23 protein-coding genes and 1 pseudogene are annotated in these 23575 nt (G+C 55.1%); 12 read left to right on the top strand and 12 right to left on the bottom strand.

Going from position 1 to position 23575, the window contains the following annotated elements; all coding sequences use genetic code 11:
• Nucleotides 1-56 precede the first annotated feature (56 nt).
• From ABF979_RS07890 to ABF979_RS07880, 3 genes are read left to right on the top strand one after another with little or no spacing between them, the layout of a single operon-like run.
• Nucleotides 57-1070, top strand: coding sequence for an ABC transporter substrate-binding protein (locus ABF979_RS07890; protein ID WP_415558969.1), 1014 nt, complete (start codon nt 57-59; stop codon nt 1068-1070).
• Nucleotides 1067-2626 carry an FAD-dependent oxidoreductase gene (locus ABF979_RS07885; RefSeq protein WP_415558967.1) on the top strand — a complete coding sequence of 520 codons (1560 nt, stop codon included), beginning with the start codon at nt 1067-1069 and terminating at the stop codon, nt 2624-2626. Before ABF979_RS07890 ends, ABF979_RS07885 begins: the two co-directional genes overlap by 4 nt.
• Nucleotides 2623-2967 (top strand): 4Fe-4S binding protein, encoded by a 345-nt coding sequence (locus tag ABF979_RS07880; protein ID WP_415558966.1) that lies wholly within the window; start codon nt 2623-2625, stop codon nt 2965-2967. Before ABF979_RS07885 ends, ABF979_RS07880 begins: the two co-directional genes overlap by 4 nt.
• Before the next feature lie 39 nt (nt 2968-3006).
• Here ABF979_RS07880 and ABF979_RS07875 read toward each other — a convergent pair whose 3' ends face one another.
• From ABF979_RS07875 to ABF979_RS07860, 4 genes are all read right to left on the bottom strand, one after another.
• Entirely contained in the window at nt 3007-4092 is a 1086-nt protein-coding gene (locus ABF979_RS07875) for an LLM class flavin-dependent oxidoreductase (protein WP_415558964.1), read from the bottom strand.
• A 136-nt stretch (nt 4093-4228) separates the two neighbouring features.
• A complete protein-coding gene (locus tag ABF979_RS07870) occupies nt 4229-4834 on the bottom strand; it encodes a nitroreductase family protein (RefSeq protein ID WP_415558962.1) in 606 nt (201 codons plus the stop codon).
• A gap of 28 nt (nt 4835-4862) precedes the next feature.
• Nucleotides 4863-5597 (bottom strand): ABC transporter ATP-binding protein, encoded by a 735-nt coding sequence (locus ABF979_RS07865; RefSeq protein ID WP_215768916.1) that lies wholly within the window; start codon nt 5595-5597, stop codon nt 4863-4865.
• Nucleotides 5594-6433: an ABC transporter permease gene (locus ABF979_RS07860; RefSeq protein WP_202208242.1), complete on the bottom strand. Its 840-nt coding sequence runs from the start codon at nt 6431-6433 to the stop codon at nt 5594-5596. The genes ABF979_RS07865 and ABF979_RS07860 overlap by 4 nt, the downstream gene beginning before the upstream one ends.
• A 186-nt stretch (nt 6434-6619) precedes the next feature.
• Between ABF979_RS07860 and ABF979_RS07855 the strand changes: the two genes are divergently transcribed.
• Nucleotides 6620-7558 (top strand): ABC transporter substrate-binding protein, encoded by a 939-nt coding sequence (locus tag ABF979_RS07855; protein WP_215750414.1) that lies wholly within the window; start codon nt 6620-6622, stop codon nt 7556-7558.
• A 44-nt stretch (nt 7559-7602) separates the two neighbouring features.
• Nucleotides 7603-8772 (top strand): acyl-CoA dehydrogenase family protein, encoded by a 1170-nt coding sequence (locus ABF979_RS07850; protein WP_415558959.1) that lies wholly within the window; start codon nt 7603-7605, stop codon nt 8770-8772.
• Nucleotides 8773-8824: 52 nt separating this feature from the next.
• Here the strand turns inward: ABF979_RS07850 and ABF979_RS07845 are convergent, their stop codons facing one another.
• From ABF979_RS07845 to ABF979_RS07825, 5 genes are read right to left on the bottom strand one after another with little or no spacing between them, the layout of a single operon-like run.
• Nucleotides 8825-10432, bottom strand: coding sequence for a rhodanese-like domain-containing protein (locus ABF979_RS07845; RefSeq protein ID WP_215750412.1), 1608 nt, complete (start codon nt 10430-10432; stop codon nt 8825-8827).
• Nucleotides 10429-11025, bottom strand: a complete 597-nt coding sequence (locus ABF979_RS07840; protein ID WP_415558956.1) for a cysteine dioxygenase — start codon at nt 11023-11025, stop codon at nt 10429-10431. The genes ABF979_RS07845 and ABF979_RS07840 overlap by 4 nt, the downstream gene beginning before the upstream one ends.
• 14 nt (nt 11026-11039) lie before the next feature.
• Nucleotides 11040-11846 (bottom strand): class II aldolase/adducin family protein, encoded by an 807-nt coding sequence (locus tag ABF979_RS07835; RefSeq protein ID WP_099182354.1) that lies wholly within the window; start codon nt 11844-11846, stop codon nt 11040-11042.
• 19 nt (nt 11847-11865) lie between these two features.
• Nucleotides 11866-12861, bottom strand: coding sequence for an NAD(P)-dependent oxidoreductase (locus ABF979_RS07830; RefSeq protein WP_415558954.1), 996 nt, complete (start codon nt 12859-12861; stop codon nt 11866-11868).
• A 3-nt stretch (nt 12862-12864) separates the two neighbouring features.
• Nucleotides 12865-13959: an LLM class flavin-dependent oxidoreductase gene (locus tag ABF979_RS07825; RefSeq protein ID WP_202208256.1), complete on the bottom strand. Its 1095-nt coding sequence runs from the start codon at nt 13957-13959 to the stop codon at nt 12865-12867.
• A 142-nt stretch (nt 13960-14101) separates the two neighbouring features.
• Here ABF979_RS07825 and ABF979_RS07820 point away from each other — a divergent pair, with 142 nt between their 5' ends.
• The 7 genes from ABF979_RS07820 (at nt 14102) to ABF979_RS07790 (ending at nt 21202) form a co-directional block, all read left to right on the top strand.
• Nucleotides 14102-14986 (top strand): LysR substrate-binding domain-containing protein, encoded by an 885-nt coding sequence (locus ABF979_RS07820; protein ID WP_202208258.1) that lies wholly within the window; start codon nt 14102-14104, stop codon nt 14984-14986.
• Nucleotides 14987-15083: 97 nt separating this feature from the next.
• A complete protein-coding gene (locus tag ABF979_RS07815) occupies nt 15084-15770 on the top strand; it encodes a peroxiredoxin-like family protein (RefSeq protein ID WP_415558951.1) in 687 nt (228 codons plus the stop codon).
• Complete coding sequence (locus ABF979_RS07810) at nt 15760-16305, top strand: flavin reductase (protein ID WP_202208262.1); 546 nt, start codon at nt 15760-15762, stop codon at nt 16303-16305. The genes ABF979_RS07815 and ABF979_RS07810 overlap by 11 nt, the downstream gene beginning before the upstream one ends.
• Before the next feature lie 23 nt (nt 16306-16328).
• Complete coding sequence (locus tag ABF979_RS07805; protein WP_202208264.1) at nt 16329-17405, top strand: ABC transporter substrate-binding protein; 1077 nt, start codon at nt 16329-16331, stop codon at nt 17403-17405.
• Nucleotides 17402-18400, top strand: coding sequence for an ABC transporter permease (locus tag ABF979_RS07800; protein WP_415558978.1), 999 nt, complete (start codon nt 17402-17404; stop codon nt 18398-18400). Before ABF979_RS07805 ends, ABF979_RS07800 begins: the two co-directional genes overlap by 4 nt.
• Nucleotides 18394-19164 carry an ABC transporter ATP-binding protein gene (locus tag ABF979_RS07795; RefSeq protein WP_415558949.1) on the top strand — a complete coding sequence of 257 codons (771 nt, stop codon included), beginning with the start codon at nt 18394-18396 and terminating at the stop codon, nt 19162-19164. The genes ABF979_RS07800 and ABF979_RS07795 overlap by 7 nt, the downstream gene beginning before the upstream one ends.
• 763 nt (nt 19165-19927) lie before the next feature.
• On the top strand, nt 19928-21202 hold the full coding sequence (locus ABF979_RS07790; RefSeq protein WP_415558947.1) for a glycosyltransferase: 1275 nt from the start codon (nt 19928-19930) through the stop codon (nt 21200-21202).
• Nucleotides 21203-21236: 34 nt separating this feature from the next.
• On the opposite strand, the pseudogene ABF979_RS07785 reads toward ABF979_RS07790, so the two are convergent.
• The 3 genes and pseudogenes from ABF979_RS07785 to ABF979_RS07775 form a co-directional block, all read right to left on the bottom strand.
• Nucleotides 21237-21704: pseudogene (locus ABF979_RS07785) on the bottom strand (class I SAM-dependent DNA methyltransferase); the annotation flags it as partial.
• On the bottom strand, nt 21701-22432 hold the full coding sequence (locus tag ABF979_RS07780; RefSeq protein WP_415558945.1) for a PIG-L deacetylase family protein: 732 nt from the start codon (nt 22430-22432) through the stop codon (nt 21701-21703). The gene ABF979_RS07780 and the pseudogene ABF979_RS07785, both read right to left, overlap by 4 nt.
• Complete coding sequence (locus tag ABF979_RS07775) at nt 22429-23565, bottom strand: acyl-CoA dehydrogenase (protein WP_415558943.1); 1137 nt, start codon at nt 23563-23565, stop codon at nt 22429-22431. The genes ABF979_RS07780 and ABF979_RS07775 overlap by 4 nt, the downstream gene beginning before the upstream one ends.
• Nucleotides 23566-23575 lie beyond the last annotated feature (10 nt).

The following is a 23575-nucleotide window of genomic DNA, read 5'->3' as shown; positions in this document are numbered from 1 at the left end:
TTTGGTTTAAATAATAATTTGAACGTGCAATAGCATTAATATTTAGGTGTGATTTCATGCCCCTGTCTCCGTCTGCCGTAAAGCGTCGTAGTTTTCTTGGCCTCGCATCTGCTGCTGCTGCTGCGGGTTCGAGACTGTTGCCCCAGGGGCTGGCGGCTCAGACAGAAGACATCTCCCACATTACGCTGAGAGCGGCCACGTTCCGCGGGGCGGACCAGACGCTTCTTAAAGAAACGAGACTTGATGACTTTCCCTACAAGGTCAGTTTCAGCGAGTTTAATTCAGGAAACATCATTGCTCAGGCCATTAATGCCGATGCCTTGGGTATCGGCGGCTGGAGCGAAATTCCGATGGTCTTTGCGGCCACATCCGGAGCACGGATTTCCATCGTTGCAACGCTGGAGGGGCCGACAACCGATCAGGTCCTGCTTGTTCCGACACAGTCGACTGCGAAATCAATCGAGGACCTTAAAGGCAAGAGAATTGGCTATATCAAGGCCACAACAGCCCATTACTTTCTGATCCGGATGCTGGAACAGCATGGTCTTTCCTGGCACGATATCACGCCTGTCGCGCTCAGCATCAGCGAAGGGCTAACGGCCATGAAATCAGGCAGCCTCGATGGATGGGCAACATATGGATATGCCATTCAGATGCTGGAATCTGACGGAACGGCTCGCATCCTGCAAAGTGCTGCTGACATTCTTTCAGGCCATTATTTCATTGGTGCCAATCCGCTCCGTCTGAAAGATCAGGCCTTCCGCGTCGCTGCTGCAGATTATCTTGGGCGGCTCAACAAGGCTTATTCCATCTTAAGTCACGATAAGCCGCGCTGGGCGCGCGCTGTATCACCCGTAATACAGGTGCCTGAACCTCTGGTGTTGAACTATCTGCAAAACCAGAACCGACCCTATCATCTGCGCTCCTGGCATAAAAACGACATTACCTCGGCGCAGGAGATAGCAAACACCTTTGTCAGAACCGGTTTCCTTCCCCCTGGAACAGATCCCGCGCCAATCTTCTCTCCTGTTCTCTCTGACGCGCTGGATCGCCAGAGTTCCCGTCTGTGAAGTTCTCGTCGTCTCTTCGGCTGGAGGCAGACGTTCTGATTATCGGTGGCGGGCTGGCAGGATGCTGGGCGGCTATTACCGCAGCTCAGACGGGCGCCAGAGTTGTTGTTGCTGAAAAAGGATATTGTGGAACTGCAGGGGTAGCAGCCTCTGCTGGCCCGGGGCACTGGTTCATCCCCCCTGACGGAACTCTTCGCCGCGATGCTATTGCTCGGCGCCTTGAAACCGCACAGGGACTGGGCGACGCGGACTGGATGGAAACCATTATTGACCGGACATTCCGAACCCTGCCCACCATTGCCAGCCATTATCGCTATACGCAGGATGATAACGGGAAGGTCAGATACCATGCCCTGCGTGGCCCGGAATATCTTCGCGCTCTTCGCCAGAAGGCGCTGGAGTGCGGTGTAACTGTACTGGATCATAGCCCTGCCCTGGCCCTGCTTCGCCATGAGGATACCAGTATTGCGGGCGCTACGGGGGTGTCTCTGAAATCAGGACATGATCAATGGATCGTCCGTTCTGGTGCTACCATTCTGGCAACTGGAGGGTGTGCTTTCCGGTCCCACCTTCTGGGGAGTGCAAACAATACCGGAGACGGGCTTCTGATGGCCGCTGACGCTGGGGCCTGTTTCTCCGGAATGGAATTTTCGGCCTTTTTCACGATCGTTCCGGCTAACACGACAATGGCCCGAACCATGATCTATAGTTTTGCGCGATATTATGATGCTGCTGGTCACGAACTTGAACGACCGCCTGGCTCACACGACAATAGCTTTCTCGCCAGAGCTTTGAAAAAGGGGCAGGTCTTCTGTGATCTCTCGGGCGTCCCAGAGGACATTCGCAGACAGCTGCCGCAGATTTCTCCAAATGTGCCGATAACTTTTCAGCGCCTTGGAATAGATCCTTTTTCCCAAAAATTCCCCGTTTCTCTGGTGGGTGAAGGAACAATTCGCGGCGTCGGCGGCATCCGTGTCATGGACAGGCAAAGTGGCTGTGGCGTTCCGGGACTCTATGTCTCTGGCGATGTAGCTTCGCGAGAACCTGTAACTGGCGCCATATCAGGAGGTGGTGCCGTCAATGCGGCCTGGGCCCTGTCTTCCGGTTGCATCGCAGCAGAGGCAGCTGTTGCTTACACACGCAGGCAGCGACGCTCCCCGAAAGAGCCCGTCACACTGCCAGAATACGAAGCCATTGCCGGGGATTCCACGGCCGTCGAACACGCTGTTCAGCGTGAAATGCTGTCTCCAAATAAACAGTATTTCCGAACAGCATCATCCCTGAAACAGTCGTCTCAGGTACTGGAAGACGCGTGGGAGCGTCTGTCGCTTGGCGATGTCCATCAGGCAGGAGCGCGCGCACGGCTTCGACATCAGGAATTGAAGGCCCTTACGGCGGTTGCGCGCTGGTGTACGGCAAGCGCTCTGGCCCGGAAGGAAAGCCGGGGACTTCACTATCGCTGTGATGCTGAAAGTGTTGCCATGCCCGCCCATATTCTGAGCGGCGGCCTTACAAAACCGTGGACCCGCTCTGTCCCAGCGAAAGTACTCTCATGATCGAACTGATTGTTGAGACCCATTGCACGGCCTGCAATATCTGTGTGGAGGTCTGCCCGCGCGATGTTTTAAGCCCTCGCGAAGGACAGCCGCCCATCATTGCCTATCAGGCAGACTGCCAGACCTGTTTCCTTTGCGAGCTTTACTGCAAAACAGACGCCATTTACGTTCATCCAGACGCCACCCAGGCGCATCCACAGGATGCGGAGATTCTGGAAGCATCAGGCCTGCTTGGGGAGTATCGCCGGAATTCCGGCTGGGATGAGTGGTCAGTTCACGAAGAGCTTAGAAATCAGCACTGGCGTATGGAAGACGTCTTTCGACGTGCCAGATCACCCTGAGACCTATTGAGGGGAGACAAAGGTCTCCCCTTTTGTTTTTTATCCGGCAGCGCGTGATGGCTGTGCTTCAAGAGCAGCAATTTTCTCCCGAACAAGCGGAATAAGATCACGACCGTAACGTCGCGCATCTTCCAGCGGCTCAAATCCCCGGATCAGGAAGTTGTCGATACCCAGCTTGTAATATTCCACCAGAGCGTCTGCGACCTGTTCAGGCGTCCCAACCAGCCCGGTCGAATTTCCGGCAGCGCCGGTCAGGCTGGCAACACCCGTCCAGAGACGTTCATCCCGCCGACGGGTAGTCGCCGTTTCCAGCAAGCGGCGTGAACCATCATTCGGCGGTTGATGATCCGTGACGGGCAATCCAGACTGTTCTCGGGTCGCACGCACAAGATTTTCGACCTCCTCTGCCCGCTTCCAGGCAGCATCTTCCGTATCCGCGATAATTGGACGCAGAGACAGGGAAAAACCAATTGTTCGACCATGGCGGGCAGCAGAAGACCTTACACGACTGACAATTTCGCGGGTTGCGTCCAACGTTTCCCCCCACGTTGCATAAACGTCAGCATGTTTTCCCGCGACATCCAGGGCTTCAGCAGAAGTGCCACCGAAGAAAACCGGAAGATTCTGCGGGTGGATGGAACTCTGTGCCTGCCGAATATGGTAGAAACGCCCGTCATGATCGAACGGTGTGGAAGCACTCCATTCCTGCTTCAGAATATCGAGATATTCGTCGCTGCGGACATAACGTTCCGCCTTGGTTGTACCGACGTCCCCGTCGCGGGCCATTTCAGTATCTGCGCCCCCGGTGATGATATGAACGGCCACACGGCCCTGCGAAAGCTGATCAAGCGTTGCGAGCTGCCGAGCGGCAAGTGTAGGCTGCGTAAAGCCAGGGCGATGTGCGACCAGAAACCCCAGCCGGCTGGTTAAAGCCGCTCCATAAGCTGCCACAAGCTGGCTCTCGGGAGAATTGGAGCCAAACGGAATCAGGACGCGGTCAAAGCCGCCCTCTTCCTGAACCTGCAAGGCTTCGCGAACGTAGGAAAGATCCAGCGCGCGATCGCGAACGCCTGCATGAATTTCAGATCTATTATTGAAACCAATATAACCGATGAAGTGAACCATAACGATTCTCCATTTGTATTATCTCTTCATCGTAAAATAAAAATATTCGAAATAATCGTGATTTTGGAAAAGGATATTCATTAGAAAAACTGGACGAAAGCGCCCTCCCTAAAGAAGGAAAGGCGCGGCCTTTGTCTTACTGATCGTCAGGGCTGAAACGGCCTTCAAAAGCGACTTTCTCAAGCGGCAGGCGATCGGAAGGCTGTTCACGCTGACGCAGCCCTTCCGGCAGGGCGGCGGCATCGGCCTGACGGCCAATCACAAGAGCTGCATGCACCTGATAATCCTCCGGAAGTTCCAGTCCTGCCTGAGTCAGATCGTGGTCGAAGCCACTGATCGGATGAACGGCCCATCCCGCCTGTGAGGCCTGAAGCTGTATGAGAACAGAAGCGGCACCGGCATCAAAAGCATGCGTCGGCACCGGAGAAGGTTCACCTGTTCTACCAGAAATGGTGATTGTTCTGGACACGATGTAAATGATCGCTGAGGCATTTTCGGCCCAGCTTCGGTTGAACGGGATCAGCCATGACAGGAACCGGTCCCAATCCGGCGTATTCCGGCGTGCGTGAATGAAGCGCCAGGGCTGGATATTGTAAGCTGAAGGTGCCCAACGTCCCGCATCCAGGAAAACTTGCAGGTCTTTCGGATCAATTTCCTCAGGCTGAAAGGCCCGTGGAGACCAGCGATTGAGAATAACCGGCAGGATAGAAGACTCCGGAGCACGGTCAGGGGCAGTCGTCATGAAATTTGGCCTTATGAGAAATACGGACTTATGCAGCATGCACGCCCAGCGCATTGAGTAACAGGCTACGCAGTTCCTCGAACGCTGGATCAGAGTGTCGTCTAGGACGCGGTATGGTAATGGGAACATCTACGCGAATGCGCCCCCGCTCAAGCACCACAGCCCGGTCGGCAAGCAGAAGAGCTTCGTCCACGTCGTGGGTTACGAGCAAAACCGCACACCTGTGTTTTTTCCAGAGATCTGCGACAAGGTGCTGCATCTTTAGCCGCGTTAGAGCATCCAGAGCTGCGAATGGCTCATCCAGCATTAGAAATGCGGGCTCTCTCACAAGCGCACGGGCAAGCGCTGCACGTTGGGCTTCGCCGCCGGAGAGCGTGAGCGGCCAAGCATTGCTTCGATGAGCCAGGCCTACTTCTTCCAAAACGGTCTCCGCACGCTCCCGGATGCCATTGTCTTCCTGCCCCAGCACAACATTCTTCCACACGCGTTTCCATGGAAGAAGCCGATGCTCTTGGAACACGACTGAAACTTCACGTGGTCTGGTCACAGCTCCGTCTGTTACCGGGTCAAGTCCGGCCAGCGTTCTCAACAACGTGGACTTCCCAGAACCGCTATGCCCCAGCAGAGCAACAAACTCACCAGGAGCAATCGCCAGATCCAGTCCATCCAGAACAGGAGGGCCATTGTTGAACCGTCGCGTCAGTTGCTCCACAATCACTGCTGTGCCGCGATCAGCCTTCGAGTACGCTTGTGCGTGTGTCATGCTGTACGCCCTTTTCGTCCGTCGGGCCGCCAGGCCAGCAGGGTGCTTTCCAGAAAGCGCACGATCTGGTCCGATATCAGGCCGAGCACACCGTAAACCAGTAGCCCCACAAGAATGATGTCCGTGCGCAGAAAGTCCTGAGCGTCCATCATCATGTGTCCAATGCCACTTTCCGCATTCACTTGCTCGGCCACCACAAGCATCAGCCAGGAGACCCCCACGGCATACCGCAGTCCGGTCAGGAAATCAGGCAATGCCCCGGGAAGGAAGACATCCCTGATCGTCTGCCACCGTGACAGGCCAAGCGTGGATGACATTTCCACGAGTTTCGGATCAATGGACCGGATGCCCTTATGCAGGTTCAGATAGATCGGGAATGTCGCCCCAAGGGCAACAAGCAGGATCTTGGGTGTTTCGCCAATGCCGAACCACAGGATGAACAATGGAACGAGCGCCAGAGCGGGCAACGTTCGCAAAATCTGAAGGGGGGCATCAACAACGTCTTCCCCGACACGGGACAGCCCAGAAACAAGCGCTAAAGCCACGCCAACGCTGATGGCAATGCCCAGACCGCTTCCTGCCCGCAAAAGCGAAACGCCAAGATTGAAAGGAAGCGTCCCGTCACGCACCAGCGTCCAGCCTGTTACCGCAATCTGGATCGGAGATGCGACCAGTCGTGTTGAAAGAAACCCAAGGGAGCATGCGACCTGCCAGAGGCAGACCAGCACAAGCGGAGATGCAAAGCGCCTTATGGAAACAAGCCTACGCAAACTCAGAGCCTTTCTCTTGGTTTCGGCAGTCTTGTACGTTCCAGTCAGTGTGATGGTATCTGACATCGGGCGTCCTCTCACAGGCAGCAATGGATGGACACTTTTCCCTATTCTACATGTATGTGTCAGGTTAATATTCTAAATACCAATGTTTGACGTGATTTAATTGTGCCTGGAGAAACATGCCGTCAGGTTACAGGCTCTCCTGTTATACGCAGGGTCCATTTCCCAGATCTGAACGAGTTGTTTTTCATGGCTTCTGCGAGAAAATTCCTGCCTTTTATGGCTGCGGTTCTGTTGGGAACCTCGTTTGCGCATGCTGAAGAGACCCTGATCGTTGCCGACCAGAAAGGGCAGCAGAAAGCCCTTCTCGAAGCCGCCGGACAAGACAAAAACTTGCCCTACACTCTTCGATGGACCGAATTTGAGGCTGCCGCTCCACTTTTGCAGGCACTCGCCGCAAATGCTGTTGACACAGGAATTGCAGGAGATGGCCCGTTCCTTTTTGCTTGGGGCGCTCATCTCCCTATCAAAGCCGCCTTTCTGGTGCCTCCCAGAGGTGGGGGAGAGTCAACTGCGGTGGTAACCGGGCCATCTTCCCCCATTCACACTGCGGCAGATCTGGCTGGGAAAAGGATTGGGACAGGCAAAGGCTCAATCGGCCATCTCCTTCTTCTACGGCTGATTGCCTCCGGTTCTATCCCTGCCCCCGCGCCTCACATCGTGTTTCTTGCCCCTGCTCAGGCCAAGGCCGCGCTTGATACAGGGCAGATTGATGCGTGGTCCACCTGGGAGCCGTACGTCTCACTTGCTGTCATTCAGGGTCATGCACGGAACATCGTGGACGGTCGAAATGTCATGCCTAACAACAGCTTTTTTGTCGCCACTAACGAAGCCCTGGTGACAAAACACGCTCAATTGGCAGATTTCTATAAGCGCGTGACGGCCGCCTATGCATGGGGGGCAAAACATCAGGTTGAGTATGCGGCTATTCTCGCGCGACAGACGGGTTTACCTCTTCCTGTTGCTGCGGCTGTAGCCAAACGTCTTATCGCTTCTCCTGCGCCCTTAACTCCAGAAATCATTCAACAGGAGAAGACAACCTTAGACGCTTATCGTTCGGGCGGTTTCCTGACTGATGCAGGGAAGCTCGAAGATGCTTTCGACCTGACGGTTTCCACACCCCAATAAATACGCTCTAGTATCTGCCAGATGAGGAAAGACGGAGAAACGTCATGGGTGACAGTCCATTTTCCCCCGCAACCAATCCTGCCGCTACGGACAAGACGCTCGACGAACTGGTTCAGGTCTTTGTGGAACGTGCACCACGTTATGATCGCACCGGCAACATTGCGACTGAGAACCTGCACGATCTCCATGAAGCCGGCTTTCTTGCCCTGGCACTGCCGAAGACTGCTGGAGGCCAGGACATTTCTTTACGGACAGTGACGCAGATTATCGGCCGCCTTGCGCAGGGTGACCCCTCAACTGCTCTCATTCTGGCCATGCAATATCTGCAATCCGGCGCGTTCTCTCATTCGTCTCAGTGGTCAGAGGATGTTAAACAGGAGCTCTTCGAAAGCATTCATCAGGAAGGCGCGCTGATCAATGCGCTGCGTGTTGAGCCGGAACTGGGAACCCCTGCCCGTGGTGGAGTGCCTGACACCACAGTTAGCCGTCATGGCTCGGCATGGCGCATCAATGGGCGCAAGATTTTTTCAACAGGGTCTACAGCGCTCCAGTGGGGTGTAGTGTGGGCGAAAACTGATGACGCCGAGCCAAAAGTCGGGCCGGTTCTCGTTCCTCTGGACCTGAGAGGTGTAAGGATCGAGAAAAGTTGGCATCAGCTCGGAATGCGCGCTACGGGAAGCCACACGATCATCTTCGATGATGTGGAGATCCCGGAACGGTATCTGGGTCTGCTGGCGCCTTCTCCTGCAGAAAAGAGTGGTCCCGTCGCGATTGCGAGTTGGCATGCCGTTGTCATTGCGGGGCTTTATAATGGCATCGCCATTTCAGCGCGGGATTGGCTGGTTGAATTTCTTCATAACCGCGTACCTTCCAATCTCGGGGCATCCCTTGCAACGTTGCCTCGTTTTCAGATTTTGCTGGGGGAGATCGATGCTCTCCTTCTGGCGAACGAAGCTTTGATTGGCCATGCGATCGCTCTCTCGGAACAAGGCACAGAAAGTGATGCCCGCGCCGGACTCGTCAAACAGGTTGTCACGGAAAATGCCATTACAGCTGTAGGCAAAGCGGTTGCCGCCATCGGGAATCCCGGTCTGAGCCAGGATAATCCGCTTGAGCGGCATTATCGAAATGTTCTGTGCGGGCGCATCCATACACCACAGGGAGATAGTGCCCTGTTGGCAGCAGGCCGTGAGGCATTGAAAATTCAGGGATAAAAAAGCCCGGCGACTTCCTTGTCGCCGGGAAACAGAAGGATCTGAGCGAAGTTCAGATGTCTTCCAGAACCCTGAAACCGTGGGTTCCATCTTTCTCAAGCTGAGAGACCAGTCCGAACTCCCAGTCCAGATAAGCCTGCATGGCTTCTGATGCGTTGTCCGTTCCCTCGTAAGGACGTTTGTAAACATCATCGGAAGCTGAGAGAGCCTGTGCGTCATCAAACCCTGTTTCAAGCCCATAACCATGAGCCTGCCAGGCTTCCGTCCCCCCTTTTAGAACCCGGACCTGACGATTTTCTCCGGTAATGTCCGGCGCTGCCAGATGAGCAGCAATACCATTCGGTGAGACCAGAACAATTTCCTTGGCCTGCCGAATGACAGGATGAGATACCAGATCCGGGCGGATGACGAACCTCGCGCCCGGAATATGTCCTTTGCGAAAAACTGGACTGGTGGCGAGATCCAGAACCAGAACGTCGTCAGCCTCAAGGCGCTTATGCAGTTCTGCAGGGGAAAGCGTTTTCACCTCCGGCAATGGCCGTGAGAGTAAGGGGGCTTCCGGACCAGTTTCGAGGGGTTGTTCGTTCCATTCTTCCAGAACGTAAACTTCGTTCCATCCCAGTTGTCGGAGCCAATGAGCCGTCATTCTGGCCCGGACCCCATCATCGTCCGTTAGAACAATGGTTCCATGCCGAACTCCGACCCATTCGTCCGTAGCCTGCACAAGCTGGCCGCCTGGTGCGGAACGGAAATCCTTGAGATGACCTTCCGCGTATTCTTCAGGAGAACGAACATCCAGTCGATAGACAGTGCGTTTGGGATCGGCCAGCAGTTCTTCCAGTCCCTTCGCAGTCAGGGAGCGGACGCCCGTCCTGTCTGCCAGCAGTTCAGCACGCGCTCGGGCCGCCTGATGGTTCTGCTCTGAGACTTCTGTTCCTTTACGGGAGGCTCCATGTTCGAGCGAAAGCCCTTCCAGCGTCCAGCCAATCGTACCGTTTCGAAGCGCAAAAACCGGATTGGGAATTCCAGCATTGACGAGGGACTGCGTGCCAATGATGGATCTTGTCCGTCCCGCACAGTTCACAATCACGGTTGTTTCCGGCGAAGGCGCAATATCCCGAACCCGCAACGCCAGTTCGCCGCCCGGAACTGAACGACCGCCAGGGATGGCCATGACATTGTATTCGATGAACCGGCGTGCATCGAGAATGACAAGATCATCGCCGCGCTTGATTCTGTCATGGACCTCACGCGCTGGGAGAGATGGTGTGTGACGGACATGCTCGACGAGTTCGCCAAACGCCTTGGACGGGACGTTCACATCAATGAAGATCTCACCCCCGGAGCGTTTCCAGCCCTCCAGACCACCCTCCAGCGCCGAGACGTCCGAATATCCAAGGGACTGGAGCAGTCGAACAGCTTTTGCCGTACGGCCTTCCCCGTTATCATAAACAACGATGGGTGCATCCTTGCGGGGTACCAGCCCGGCAATGCGCTCCTCAATGCGCCCAACAGGCAGATTGACCGCAAAGAGCGGATGCGCCGAGGCAAATGGCCCCTCTTCCCGAACATCCAGCAGCGCGATTTCAGCACCGTTTTTCAGGCTCTGCCGGACGTCTTCCGAAGAGGTCACTGGCAGAAGGTTTGTAATGCTGTTCATGCAGCTTTGCTCCTAGAACGATCCCAGAGATTGGGAACATCCTCGCTCGAATATCCGGATATGAAGGTCTTCTCGGTGCCACTGGTCTCATCGTAGACGGCGCGCGAAACCCCACCGATATTGGCGCCATACACATGGATGGAAATTGATGTCTTATCTGGCAGGGCATTGGCCACGAGATGATAGTCATTCACCCCCGGCGCAAGAAACGCGACTTCACCCGGTTCGAGGAAGTCGGTTTCGCCTTTTTCAAAGCTTCCGTCATCCTTTCGTGTGAACTGCGTTTCACTTTCCTTGCCCCGCAGCATCCCAATCAGGCCCCATACACGATGATCGTGCAAAGGTGTTTTCTGTCCTGGCCCCCAGACGAAACTGACGACAGAAAACCGCTCCAGTGGATCACAGTGCAGGAGATACTGGCTGTAGCGTTCCGGATGTGGCCGGGTATAAGTTTCGGGCAACCAGTCATCTCGCAAGACGAGGGTTTTCAGAAGCTCTGCACCCGCTTTCTGGATGGACGCCGCGTCCGAATGTGTTTCGAAAAGCCGCGTAAATCCGGAAACGAACTCTCGTAATGGCTCAATACTCGTCATTGATTTAGCAGTCCTTAGTCGAGCAGATCTGGCTCAAGTGCGACGATCCAGTCCCAAAGGGGCTGGAATGAATAATAGGCGCCCTGTGCAGTTCCGACCTGGCTGGCGGTCAGCCGTGCAATATCCGGCGCAATAGGCTTCAGCGGTCCGGCGGCCTGTGCCAGAAGTTGGGTATGGGCAGCGTTGTCCATAGCCAGGAACCACCATGCCACGGCCTCAACGGTCGGCCCGGCAGTCAGAAGACCGTGGTTCTGAAGGATCAGAGCTTTCCGATTTCCCAGCGTCGCGGCCAGACGGTCGCCTTCACTGTCATCCAGAACTACCCCACTGAAAGGATCGAAGACCGCATGGTCCTCATAAAAAGCGCAGGAATCCTGCGTGATGGGTAGCAGTTCAGTTCCTAATGCAGAAAACGCCTTGCCATATGTGGAATGGGTGTGCGCCGCAGCCACGACGTCTGGGCGTGCACGGTGCAAAGCTGAATGAATGGTAAAGCCAGCCGTATTGATCGGGCGATCCCCGATCAGGATATTTCCTTCATGATCCACAAGCTGAAGATCGGAAACTTTGATCTGCGAGAAATGCACAGCCAGCGGATTGATCCAGTACCGGTCCGGGAACTCCGGATCACGGGCAGTCACATGGCCTGCAAGCCCCTGATCGAAGCCATAGCGTCCGAATAGCCGAAAAGTCGCGGCAAGACGCTGCTTACGGTGTAGCCGCTCCTCTTCAAACGTCGCTGCAGGCTTGCGGGGCTGAAGACGGTGTGTCCGTGCACGGACTTCCTGCAGGGACGAGATGTTATGCTGTGTCGCACTCATGAGAGTCTTCCTTGAGAAATCAGTATCCACGGCTCAGATCCAACCGGGCTTCCAGTGGCTGCCCCTGAAGGAAATTTTCGAAATTTCGGGTAATACGCTGCCCCAGACTGGCCAACACGTCTGGCCCGGACCAGGAAATGTGTGGCGTCAGCCGAATTTTGGGGTGAGTATAAAAAGGATGCCCCGCAGGAGGAGGCTCCGGCGCCGTAACATCAAGCGTAGCCGCCGCGACACGTCCATGATCCAGACTGCTGAGAAGCGCTGCTTCATCTATCAGCTTTCCACGCGCCACATTGACGAGATGCAGCCCGGGCTTTGCTCGCGCCAAAACAGCCGCTCCCACGATCCTGTCCGTTTCTGAAGTCAGCGGCAGAGCCAGCACCAGATGATCGGAGCGTTCAAACAGCGTCCCGAGATCAGCTACAGGCTGCACATCTTCCCGGACGGCTTCTCCATCTGTCCACGTGCTTCTGCGCCAGACGAGAACGGACATCCCGAAACTCCGCGCCAGACGGGCAATTTCCTGCCCAATGGCCCCATACCCCGCAAGACCAAGTGTTTGCCCTGCCAGCGATCCCAATGGCGTCTCATGCTTGACGACGGAAGCCTGCTGGACCCAATCCTCGGGAGATAAGGGTTTGAACGTTTCGAACCGCTTGGCCTGGGCCAGAAGCGCAAGAAGGACGTACTCAGCAATTGGGCCAGCCGCATTGCCGCGACCTGTCGTAATCTCTCGCCCCTGAAGCAGCCATTCTGGAAAACCGTCAATTCCAGCCGAAGCAATCTGCACCCAGCGCAGGGAAGAATTCCAGCTCGGTGGTGGGCTCGCAGGAGCATTTCGCCATGCTACTGACGGGCCAGTCAGCAGGATATCAGCCGTACCCGTATTCCATGGATCGGGCACATCCCTGTTTTGAGTGATGACCCGGACATGGTGGTCCAGTCCGGTGAGGAGTTTCCCGATTTCAGGTCCGATCTGGTTGATGACCGTCAAGGGTACGGAGGCGTCTCTCATGCGTCAGGCAGCCTTCAGACCGGTGCGTTGATCTTCTTCCGCAACCAGCTTTCGAACGCGCGGCAACAGATCGCGCCCATAGTCGTAGGCATCCACCAGCGGATCGAACCCACGGATCAGGAACGTCGAAATTCCCAAGCGGTAATAATCAAGGAGTGCTTCAGCCACCTGATCCGGCGTTCCCACAAGAGATGTCGAATTCCCCTTGGCGCCTGTTAGTGCGGCAATGCCCGTCCAGAGACGCTTGTCCAGCCTTGAGCCCTGTTCGGCCGCAGCCAGAAGGCGACGTGATCCTTCATTCGGAATGATAGTGGAGCGGGTGTAGCCCGTCTTTTCCTGAAGAGCCCGGGCCTTCTCAAGAATGGCATCGGCTTTGGCCCAGGCGGCTTCCTCTGTCTCAGCCAATATTGGCCGAAGAGAGAGCGAAAACCGCAGATTGCTACGGCCGGCCTTTTCCGCCGCAGCGCGAACACGGGCTATAGTTTCACGAACCTGCTCATAGGTTTCACCCCATAGAGCATAAACATCAGCCTGCTCACCTGCTACTGCGATGGCTTCCTCCGAGGAGCCACCGAAATAAACCGGAATGGCATCACCCTGATACGGCAGCACCCGGGACTGGGCACCTCGAACGCGATAGAATTTACCCTGATAATCGAATGGCTTCTGGCTGCTCCATTCGCGGCGCACGATTTCAAGGTACTCGCGGGTCCGTTCATATCGCTCCGTCTTGACGGTATGATCACCATCAGCCTGAAGCTCCGTATCACTTCCCCCTGTGATGATATGCACCGCAGCTCTGCCCCGACTGATCTGGTCAAGCGTTGCAAACTGGCGAGCGGCCAGAGTCGGTGCCGTAAACCCGGGGCGATGTGCGACCATAAGGCCAAGCGTCCGCGTCGTGGCAGCAACATGCTGGGCAAGCAGGATGCTCTCGGGAGAATTAGAGTGGAAAGCAATCAGCACCCGATCAAAACCGCCATTCTCATGAATTTTGGCGGCAGTTTCGATATGGGAGAGATCAATGACCGGCTCCGCCGGCGGAATGATCTCAGAATGGTTCTGACTGCTCACGAACCCGATGAATTCCACAGGCATGGCTAAGCCCCTAAAAGACTATAATAAATTGTTGTATTGACAATATACTCATTTTATTACGTCATAATTCAAGCAAGAAACACAAATGCCACACTTTTGCATGGTTAAATATACTACCATGCCTCCAGCACGGAGCGCTGCTATGTCCCACACGTCCCTTCCCCAGCGCATGGCACGCAATGTTCCGACTGAACTTCTGCGGTCTTTCGTCGCGATCGTGGAGGCCGGCTCCATGGCGCAGGCAACAGAGACGATCTTTCTGACCCAGTCCGCCCTGAGTCTGCAGATGAAGCGACTGGAAGACGTGCTCCAGCAGAAGCTTTTTCGACGGGATGGGCGAAAGCTGGTGCTTACACCTGCGGGTGAAGAACTCGTGGCCTATGCGCGGCAGCTTCTCGCCCTCAATGACCGGATCATGCACAAACTTGGCGATGTTTCAGAACCGGAACCGATCACGATCGGCATGGTGCAGGACTTTGCTGATACTATCCTGCCTGATGTTCTTGCCCGTTTTCGTCTCGAACATCCCCGTTGCAGGCTGACCGTCCGCGTTGGTGGATCAGCGGAACTACTGGAAATGTTCGACCGCTCCCGCTTGGATATCGTGCTGTGCCTCGGCCAGCATGGGGATCGTCCCAATTCGTCCTGGCGTATCGTCGGGCATGACAGAATGGTCTGGATTGGTGACCCCGGCGTTTTGGATCAGTCTGAAATCCCGCTGGTTCTGCTGGAGCCGCCCTGCCGTTTCAGGGAAGCCGCCCTCAGAACCCTTGCAAAGGCCCGCAGAGATTACCGCATTGTGCTGGAAACTCCTCACCTTCCCGCCATGCGTGCTGGTGTCCGGAGCGGCTTGGGGGCCAGTTGCCGGACACGGCGTTTTGCGACAGCGGAAGGGCTTTCCATCCTGCCGACGGGTATTTTGCCGGAAGTCCCAGAGATCGAGACCATTCTCGTTCAGAGAAATGGCCTGCCGGATGCCGCACAGGATCTGGCCGAACTGCTGGCTCAGGCGACAGCAGATCAATGATCGCGCGCAAATTGCCACATAAGAAAAACTCTTTGGAAACCGTGTTCAATTATCCCGCATGGTGCACCGATCAGGTCACCCTCGGGGTATATTAAGCATGAGCACTTCCACGTCTTCCCTTCAAAGCCGCTATGAAGCTCTTGAGGCCGAACGTCGCAGAGCGTGGTCTCCTGAAGCTTTGGCTGGAAATATTGCTCAGCGGGACGCTCTTGTCCGGTCTCATTCTCAAACAGCGCACGCAAAAGCCGGGGACGTTCTGTCTCCGCATACTCTCTCGGATGCAGATGGTTCCACGATTTCACTGGATGATCTGGTCTTGTCAGGGTCAGCAGTCCTGATTTTTTTCAGGTTCGCAGGCTGTCCAGCCTGTAACGTGGCTTTGCCCTACTACTCAGAAACCCTAGCGCCCCTTCTGAAGGCCGCAGGCATTCCGCTGGTTGCGGTGTCCTCCCAGCCTTTTCCTGAACTCGCTAGCATCAGAACGCGAAATGCCCTGTCTTTCCCGGTTCTGAATGATGCAGGCCTGACGTTGGCCCGGGCTCTGGGCATTACCTATGTCTTTGATGACGCTGCGCGGGAATCTGCCATTTCCAAGGGCGGTCGCAGTGAAGCTCTGAATGGTACATCCAGTTGGGAGCTTCCCAAACCAACGGTTCTGGTTCTTAGCCCCGGACGGGTGGTGAGCTTTATCGATATCTCCCCAGACTGGATGCGCCGAACTGAAACTCCAACCATCCTGAAAGCCCTCGGGCTTGAAAACAGAGGCGTCTCTCATGCCGCATAATACCGTCACCCTATTTCCACAGAACACTCTCGATACGCCTGCCGTCAGCCAGGAACTGTTTCGTGAAGCCATGAGTTTGCTCGGTGCTCCTGTTGTGCTGGTGACGACGGATGGACCGGGAGGACGTCAGGGATTGACCGTTTCCGCTATCAGCAGCGTCAGCGACACACCCCCGACGGTCCTGGTCTGCCTTAATCGTAGTAACCGCTCTCATCAGTCCTTCCTGAAGAATGGGGTGGTTGGAATTAGTGTTCTTTCACCAGTCCATCATGAATTGGCGCGGGTTTTTGCGAGCCGATCCGTGGAACCTGACGAGAAGTTTGCTCACGGCAACTGGGTTCTTGGTGAAACCGGATCCGCACTGCTGTCAGACGCACTCGTCACGCTCGACTGTGAGATTGACGCCATTCAAAGCGCAGGCACCCACGATGTTCTGTTCTGTGCCGTCAAATCCATTTCCACCAGCACAGACGCCAACCACGGTCTCGCCTGGTTTTCCAGGGGTTTTCACCATCTGCCCGTCAAGCGGGCCTGAATGATTTTTCAGGATAAAGAATAATGCTCAATGCGCTCCATCCCTCGCGCCGCACTGTCCTGACTGGCTCTCTGGCCGGTGTAACTGCTCTGGGAATTCACGGACACCGTGCCTTCGCACAATCCATGGACCACATGGACATGGGAGGAGCGCAAAATCAGTGTCAGGCCGCGGGCCCCGCCACTGTCGAACCCATTCCCGACCCGCCTCGCAACCTGACAATTGCATGGAACGAAGCTTCGATCTGCACAGCCGCCGTTCCCGTGGCCAAGGAAAAAGGGTTTTTCAAAAAATACAATCTGAACATCGATTACGTGAATTTTGCAGGAGCGACCGATCAGCTGCTGGAGGCGCTTTCAACAGGCAAGGCCGATGGCGCACCTGGTATGGCTCTCCGTTGGCTCAAGCCGCTTCAGCAAGGCTTTGACGTCAAACTTGTGGCGGGGCTGCACGCAGGATGCATGTACCTCATGACCACTCCTTCCACCGGGATCAAAACGCTTGCCGACCTGAAAGGTAAAACCGTCGGCGTGACGGATATTGGTGGCCCGGATCGGAATTTTTTCAGCATTCGCCTGAAAGAAGCCGGGTTGGATCCGGAAACAGACGTTCAGTGGAGACAGTTCCCGGCGGATCTGCTGCCTTTGGCTTTGCAACGTGGAGAGGTCCAGGCCATCTCGGATGCTGACCCGTTCTCCTATCCGCAACGTCGTCAATTCGGCCTGTTGGATATTGATAATAACATGAAAGGCGAATGGGCTCACCTGACCTGCTGCGTTATAGGCCTGCGAGGGAGCCTTATTCGGAATGAGCCCAAGGTCGCTGCGGCAGTAACGCGCGCGATTATGGAAGCTGGCGCGTGGCTGGCCTGCAACCCTGAAGAAGCCGCCACCATTTTCCAGCCTTATGCTCCGAAGGTCAGTGTCAAGGATCTGGCCGCAATGCTCCAGATGCAGGGCCATCACCATCAGACCCTGACAGGAAATTTCAGGCAGGAAATCGTACGTTATGCGGAAGCGCTTAAACAGATTGGGGTTTTTCGCCCTTCTTTGAATACGGATCGCTACGCACAGCGCGTCACTCAGGACCTGTTCAGCTGATGAGCGAGACGTCCTTTGCAGCGCCGCAATCGCAATCGTTAAACCCGTCGGATGCAACACAAACAAGAGTGTTGTCACGCTCTCTTTTCTGGCGATGGGGCGCAGGTCCAGCATGGCTGCTCGCTGCGCTGGTAACGTGGAAGTGGCCTGACGCGGATGATTTCCCCGCGACAAACCAGTTCGCAGCGCTCCTGGCGGCAGTAGGCTTTTTTCTGATTGTTCTTGCCGCGATTGGCCGCTTACAGAACCGCGCTCCATGGGCACTCGTTCTCGGGCTCGGACTGGGGGTATGGGAAACGGTACAGGCCAAGCTTCTGCTGCTGCCGAGACCGTTTTTCGGAACACCCCAAGATCTGCTTGATGTGTTCCTGACGGACTGGAAACGCCTCGGAGACAGCCTTTTTCATTCCTTACTGCTTCTCGCAGGCGGATATGTTTCTGGTTCCATCCTGGGGATTATTGTTGGCGTCGCATTAGGCCGTTCCCATCACATCCGCTACTGGGTTCGACCGATTATGAGGGTTATTGGGCCGTTGCCACCCGTAGCTCTTCTTCCCCTGGCATTTGTCGTTATTCCCTCAACACGACTGGCGGGTGAGGCTCTCATGGCGCTCGCAGCGGGTTTTCCAGTGGCTGTTCTGACATGGTCAGGCGTGTCGGCTGTTGATCCGGCCTATTACGATGTTGCCAGAACCATGGGAGCCCGAAATCGCTTTCTGGTTCTGCGTGTCGCGCTCCCGGCCGCAACCCCACAGATCTTTGTCGGTCTCTTTATGGGGCTGGGTGCATCTTTCGCCATGCTGGTTGTGGCTGAGATGCTTGGAGTGAAATCAGGATTAGGCTTCTACATGCAATGGGCTCAGGGCTGGGCGGCCTATCCGAACATGTATGCGGCTTTGTGTGTCATGTCCCTGATGTGCACAACGCTCATGACATTGCTGTTCAAGGTAAGGGATCATCTTCTCAAGTGGCAGAAAGACGGGCTCAAATGGTAAATTTCTCCGTTTCAGAGGCGCCTCTTGGGCTGACATTGTCCCATGTTCATCACAGCTACGATCTGCCGTCAGGCTCGCGACTTGTGCTGGAGGATGTGAGCCTCGATGTGGCACCGGGTGAATTCGTGGCCCTGATCGGACCATCGGGATGCGGAAAATCAACCCTTCTGCGTTTGGTGGCGGGGCTGGAAGCGCCAGATGCCGGAACACTTCTGGCCGATGGAGTTCCCATTGCCGGCCCTGATCCCAGCCGCATCATCATGTTCCAGGACCCTACGCTTTATCCATGGCGGACAGTGCGTGGCAACATTGCCCTTGGACTGAATATTCGGAAGGAAAAAGATGCGGAGGCGATTGACGCTGCCATTCGCCTTGTCGGTTTGGAAGAATTTGCCGCAGCATGGCCGCATCAGCTCTCTGGTGGCATGGCCCAGCGCGTTGCTCTGGCACGTGCCCTGATCAATCATCCACGGTTACTCATTCTGGATGAGCCCCTCGGCAAACTTGACAGCCTGACCCGTCTGGCCATGCAGACTGAACTGTATCGTCTTTGGAGCTCCCAGGGCTTTACAGCTCTGATGGTCACACATGACGTTGAAGAGGCCCTTCTTCTGGCAACGCGCGTGATTATATTCAGTCCGCGACCTGCTCAAATCATAGCGGATATACGCATTGACGGGGCTCAACCTCGCCATCGGGATGACCCTTCCCTTCAGAAGCTACGAGCCGATATCCTGCTTCAGCTTGAAGCTGCCATGGTCTGAAGATTTTCTCTACTTTGCATAGTAGTCCGTGCAATGTGCCATCAAGGGCGGCCTGACTTCAGACGCAGCGGATGATGAGTTTTTTACAGGTCAGGCGAGTTCATGGCTTCTAAGGGCGTCGTGTAACTCGCCCGCCGCCAGCGTTTCACAGATAGGCTCATATCAGCTTGCTCACAGAGTGGTTTTGTCGCCGTCACCAACAGGCCCCGCAACGTCCTATTTTCTGGTATTCATAGCCAGACATGAAGACGGGAGCCTGTCATGAGACATAAATGGATTATCTTGGTCACGTGCATCGTGCTGGTGGCGTTGATGCTTCTTGCTATGTCTCTTTCTCGGCATGTTGCACCCTCCTTGGGCGAACGGCGCACGGAGCATGCGAACCCTACCCCAGGAGCGAAAGGGTGGCGCGCATAGGAAGTGTCTAACAACTGATATTACAGAGTCATTGAAGACTGCTTTTTTCAGCCAGGGCTGCGAGAGAAATTTTTTTGGGGTTATCCAGATACGATAACCGATGGACCGCCAGCCTTGGTATACGAGAAAAGGATTGCTCTGCGGTTCGAATGAATCAACAGGATGGAGTGATAAACTTCAGAAGTGCCCGTCAAATCCGGCACTACGAAGTTCAAATTACGGTACCGGCCACGAAGATCGTATTTTCTGGGCGCTCGGTTGTTTCAAGAATAAATCATATCTTTTTAAATTGAACTGAACTCTTGGTGCCTTCAGCCATTGATTCGTTTCCTCAACGGAGGCGAACATGTCTTTTCTTAATAGCGCCGCCCTCGGAACTCCGACAACAGCGAAGACTACGGATGATCTCCCCAAAGAAGAGACGTCTGAAAGATCGTATTTGGCCAAGAGAAAAATTTACACTCCGGCTCCTGTTGAGCCTTTGGGACGTCCTTACGGGCCAGAAAACCCGGTCCTCAATTCAAGCCTTACATCGGCAAGCAGACACTCGATATTCTGGAAAAAACAGCGAATTGTCGCGATCCCAGTGTGCAATGAGGAAGACTATATTGTTCCCTGTCTTCTGGCGTTGGCAACGCAGAAGTATAAGGCAGACAAGGTTATTCTTTGGATCAACAATACCACAGATGATACATGTCTGCGGGCGCGTTCCCTGATTGATCAGCTGCCGTTCGAACTGGAAACGGTCACGGTCTTCTATGATGCGGCGTTGGCAAGTGCAGGTCTGGCACGACGGGATGCGATGGCTCATGCTGCCGGAGCCGCCTCGTCCGATGCCATTCTTTTCACTACAGATGCCGATAGTGAAGTTGCCTCTGACTGGATCGAAAGCATTCTTGCTGCTTTTGTCCGATATCCGGTCGATGCTGTTTTTGGCCGGGTTCTTCTCCTGCCAGATGAATATAAGAAAATTCCTGCACATCTTCACGAGGACGAGCAGGCAGAACAGGCTTATGGGGCACTTCTCGAACAGATCGCGCTGCTGCTCAATCCTGAACCTTACGACCCTTGGCCCCGGCATCTTGAACATTCAGGAGCCAGCATCGCCGTCACGCACCAGGCCTGGAGCAAGGTCGGTGGGATTCCGCACATCCCATCTGGAGAAGATCGTGGATTTTATCAGGCATTGCGGCAGAACGGGATTCCGGTTCGCCATGCCCTGGACGTTAAAGTGTATGTATCCGCGCGTCTTCAGGGGCGCGCTCAAGGAGGTATGGCGGAAACTCTGGCCCGGAGACTGATCGCACAGGACGAATGTATCGACGATATTTTCGAACCGGTTTCGAGACGTCTTCTTCGTATCCGCAAAGAACTCAAATACTTGCGCGAAAGCCGGTTATCCATGTCCAACCAGCCATATCCGGAACTACCCGTTATCCGTATTCGTCGTAATGAACTGCAAAGACACTATGAACGTGCTGAACGTGTTCTCAACTTTCTTTATACAGTGAAGCATCGTGTCCCTGAAAATCTGCAATCCGCGATAGCCGATCAATACGATATCCCTCGCCTCGCTCTGACAGGTCAGGGTGCCAGTGTCTTTCACGACAGGCCTGAATGAACTTGTCGGCAGCCTCATCGCCGGTACACGGGGTATCGGTCTGCCCCGTCCAGTTTACGATCAGGATATGTCCCTCTGATGTCAGGCTCTCCGTAGCCGTGGCCGCAAGGCGCTGAATGTCGCTGGCCGTCAGGAAGTAAAGAACTTCGGAAATAAGGAGAAGATCGCAGCCGGACGCTTCAGCGATCGGATAGCCTGTCGGCAAAAAAGCTTTGAGAAAGCACACGTCTTCCTGTTTTCCCAAGCGCTGCTTTGCGATAGCAAGCGCATTTTCCGATGCGTCGACGGCCAGAATGCGTTTGCAGTGCTTCGAAAGCGCAAGTGTACTGACGCCGATCGCACATCCAAGTTCTACGGCAAAGGAAATCGGCGAAGCTGGCAGGCAGTCCAGAACCCGTGCCAGCTTCTTGTGTTCATATGGACTGTTTTCAAAATCCCATGGGTCAGGATTGCTTTGAAACAGCTTGTCGAAGACTTCCGGCTTCCAGGTCTCGTTGCTCATGATGCGATGAAGAGTTCATAAGGCTGGAGCATTTTTTCGAGAAGTTGATCTGGCAGGACAAAACCATCCGGATCATCCTCTACAACCAGTCCCCTTTGGCTTCGATGTGCTCGGATAGCCTCCCGTTTTTTGTTCAGAAAGGTCCTTACATCGAGCCGCCATCCTGTCGGTGGTTCTTCTTTGATCTCCTGCTCAGGTGGAAGTGTCAGCCCCCAGACCGGGTAAGCGAGTATTCGTAGTTGCGGTCGCAAAGCTTTCAGTTTCTGCCCCATGATCCAGACGGCTTCATGATCGCAGTGAGGGTCATGACGCCAAGGAACCAGAACTGTCTGGCAATTATGGCGGCCGACGATTTCAAGAAGGTGATGGATCGCAGCATCAAAGTCCTGTCCGTCCATTGGAACTGCGGTATCTGCCAATCCTAAAAACATTAGTCGGTCAGGAGTTAAGCCAAGCGCCTTTAAGGCCTGTCTACTTTCTTCCTGACGAAGGCTTGCAAGGCGCAAGGGTGGCCACGTCACGGAACCGGGGTGAGACGCAGAGCCATCAGAAACGATGACGACAACTGGTGGCCTGCCTTCTTTTACCGCAGTGGCGATGAAGCCCCCGCATCCCAAACTTTCATCATCCGGATGGGGAGAGAGGACAAGCGTGGTGCCCGGCGCCATCCTGTCGAGAGAGGTCACTGGAAAGGTGGCAAAGTGCCGAAGCATGTCCTTGATTTTCACAAACGTGTCTCCGGCCAGTCGTGCCTGACAAACCAGGCGGCGGCTTCGGTCAGCGCTTCGTCTGGGGCTGGCTGCCTCAGATAGGTTGCCAGATCCCGCATGACTTGCTCAACCGCGCGGCCTTTCACGAAAGCGGAGAGTCCAAGACCGCGTTGTACAAGCATGATCAGTTCCAGAGCTGCTCGTTCGACAGCAAGTCTCGCAAGATTGACCGTAGCGACGATCTCTTCCGGCCTCATCGCTACGCTCCCGCACGCGGCAAGAGCCGCCTGCTCGACCCAGAGGGCAGCAGTTTTTTGCAGAATGAGGGCTTCTCCGATCCGGCACAGCTGGTGGGGATTATCTGCCCGCTCCCGCGCCACAAGCTCCTGCCTCAGCAGATCGACCAGCCGGTCCATGCCTCCAAGGGCAACTGCTGATCCTCGCCATGCCCCGGCAGAAAATTCAGGCTGGTGAAGATAGTCTCCCGGAGCGCCTAGAACATTCTCGTCAGCCACAGGTAGATCCGTGAAATCATAAGCGCCTGTCCCACTTGCCTGCATACCGGTAAGCTTGCCAGGCCCGGAGAGCCTGCGTTTAGGGTCAGTGGTGGGCACAAGAACCATGACGGACGTGCCCTGCTCTGTGGTGGCCGTGATCAGCGCTAAGCCGACTTCACTGACGCCGCTGGCAAATCCTTTGATCCCGGAAAGCCTATAACCCCCATCGTCTTTGCTGATCAGCACGGGAGGGTTGCCGTCTGTGACCCATATGCCTGCCAGAACTCCTTTTTTTAGAGTTTGGCTCAGTGTGTGACACTGCTGCTTGGTGCCATACAGCGTGGCAAGACGAATAACATTCACATGCCCTTCCAGACATCGCCCCAAAGACAGGCTCAGATAGCCCGTCCGTCGAAGAAGAGTTAGAACACCATCACATCCTTCCGGTGAGCAGGCCAGTCCGAAGCCGCCCTCATCAGCAGGAAGAAGGGCATCCAGTGCCCCGATTTCCTGAAGGGACTTCAAAAGGTCTTTGGGGAAAAGATTTTCTGTTGAACTGAAGGGCCTGTCTTTCCAGTCTTTAAAGAGGTCTTGCAGCGTGGCCCGAAAAGCAACAAGGCCTTCGTCAGAGAAACACTGACCTGAATTCGACATGCCCGAGTAT

The organism is Gluconobacter sp., from assembly GCF_047723935.1.
In the GTDB taxonomy this organism is placed as follows: domain Bacteria; phylum Pseudomonadota; class Alphaproteobacteria; order Acetobacterales; family Acetobacteraceae; genus Gluconobacter.
The sequence above is the reverse complement of the archived record's forward strand: the minus strand, read 5'-3'. Positions and strand labels throughout refer to the sequence as shown.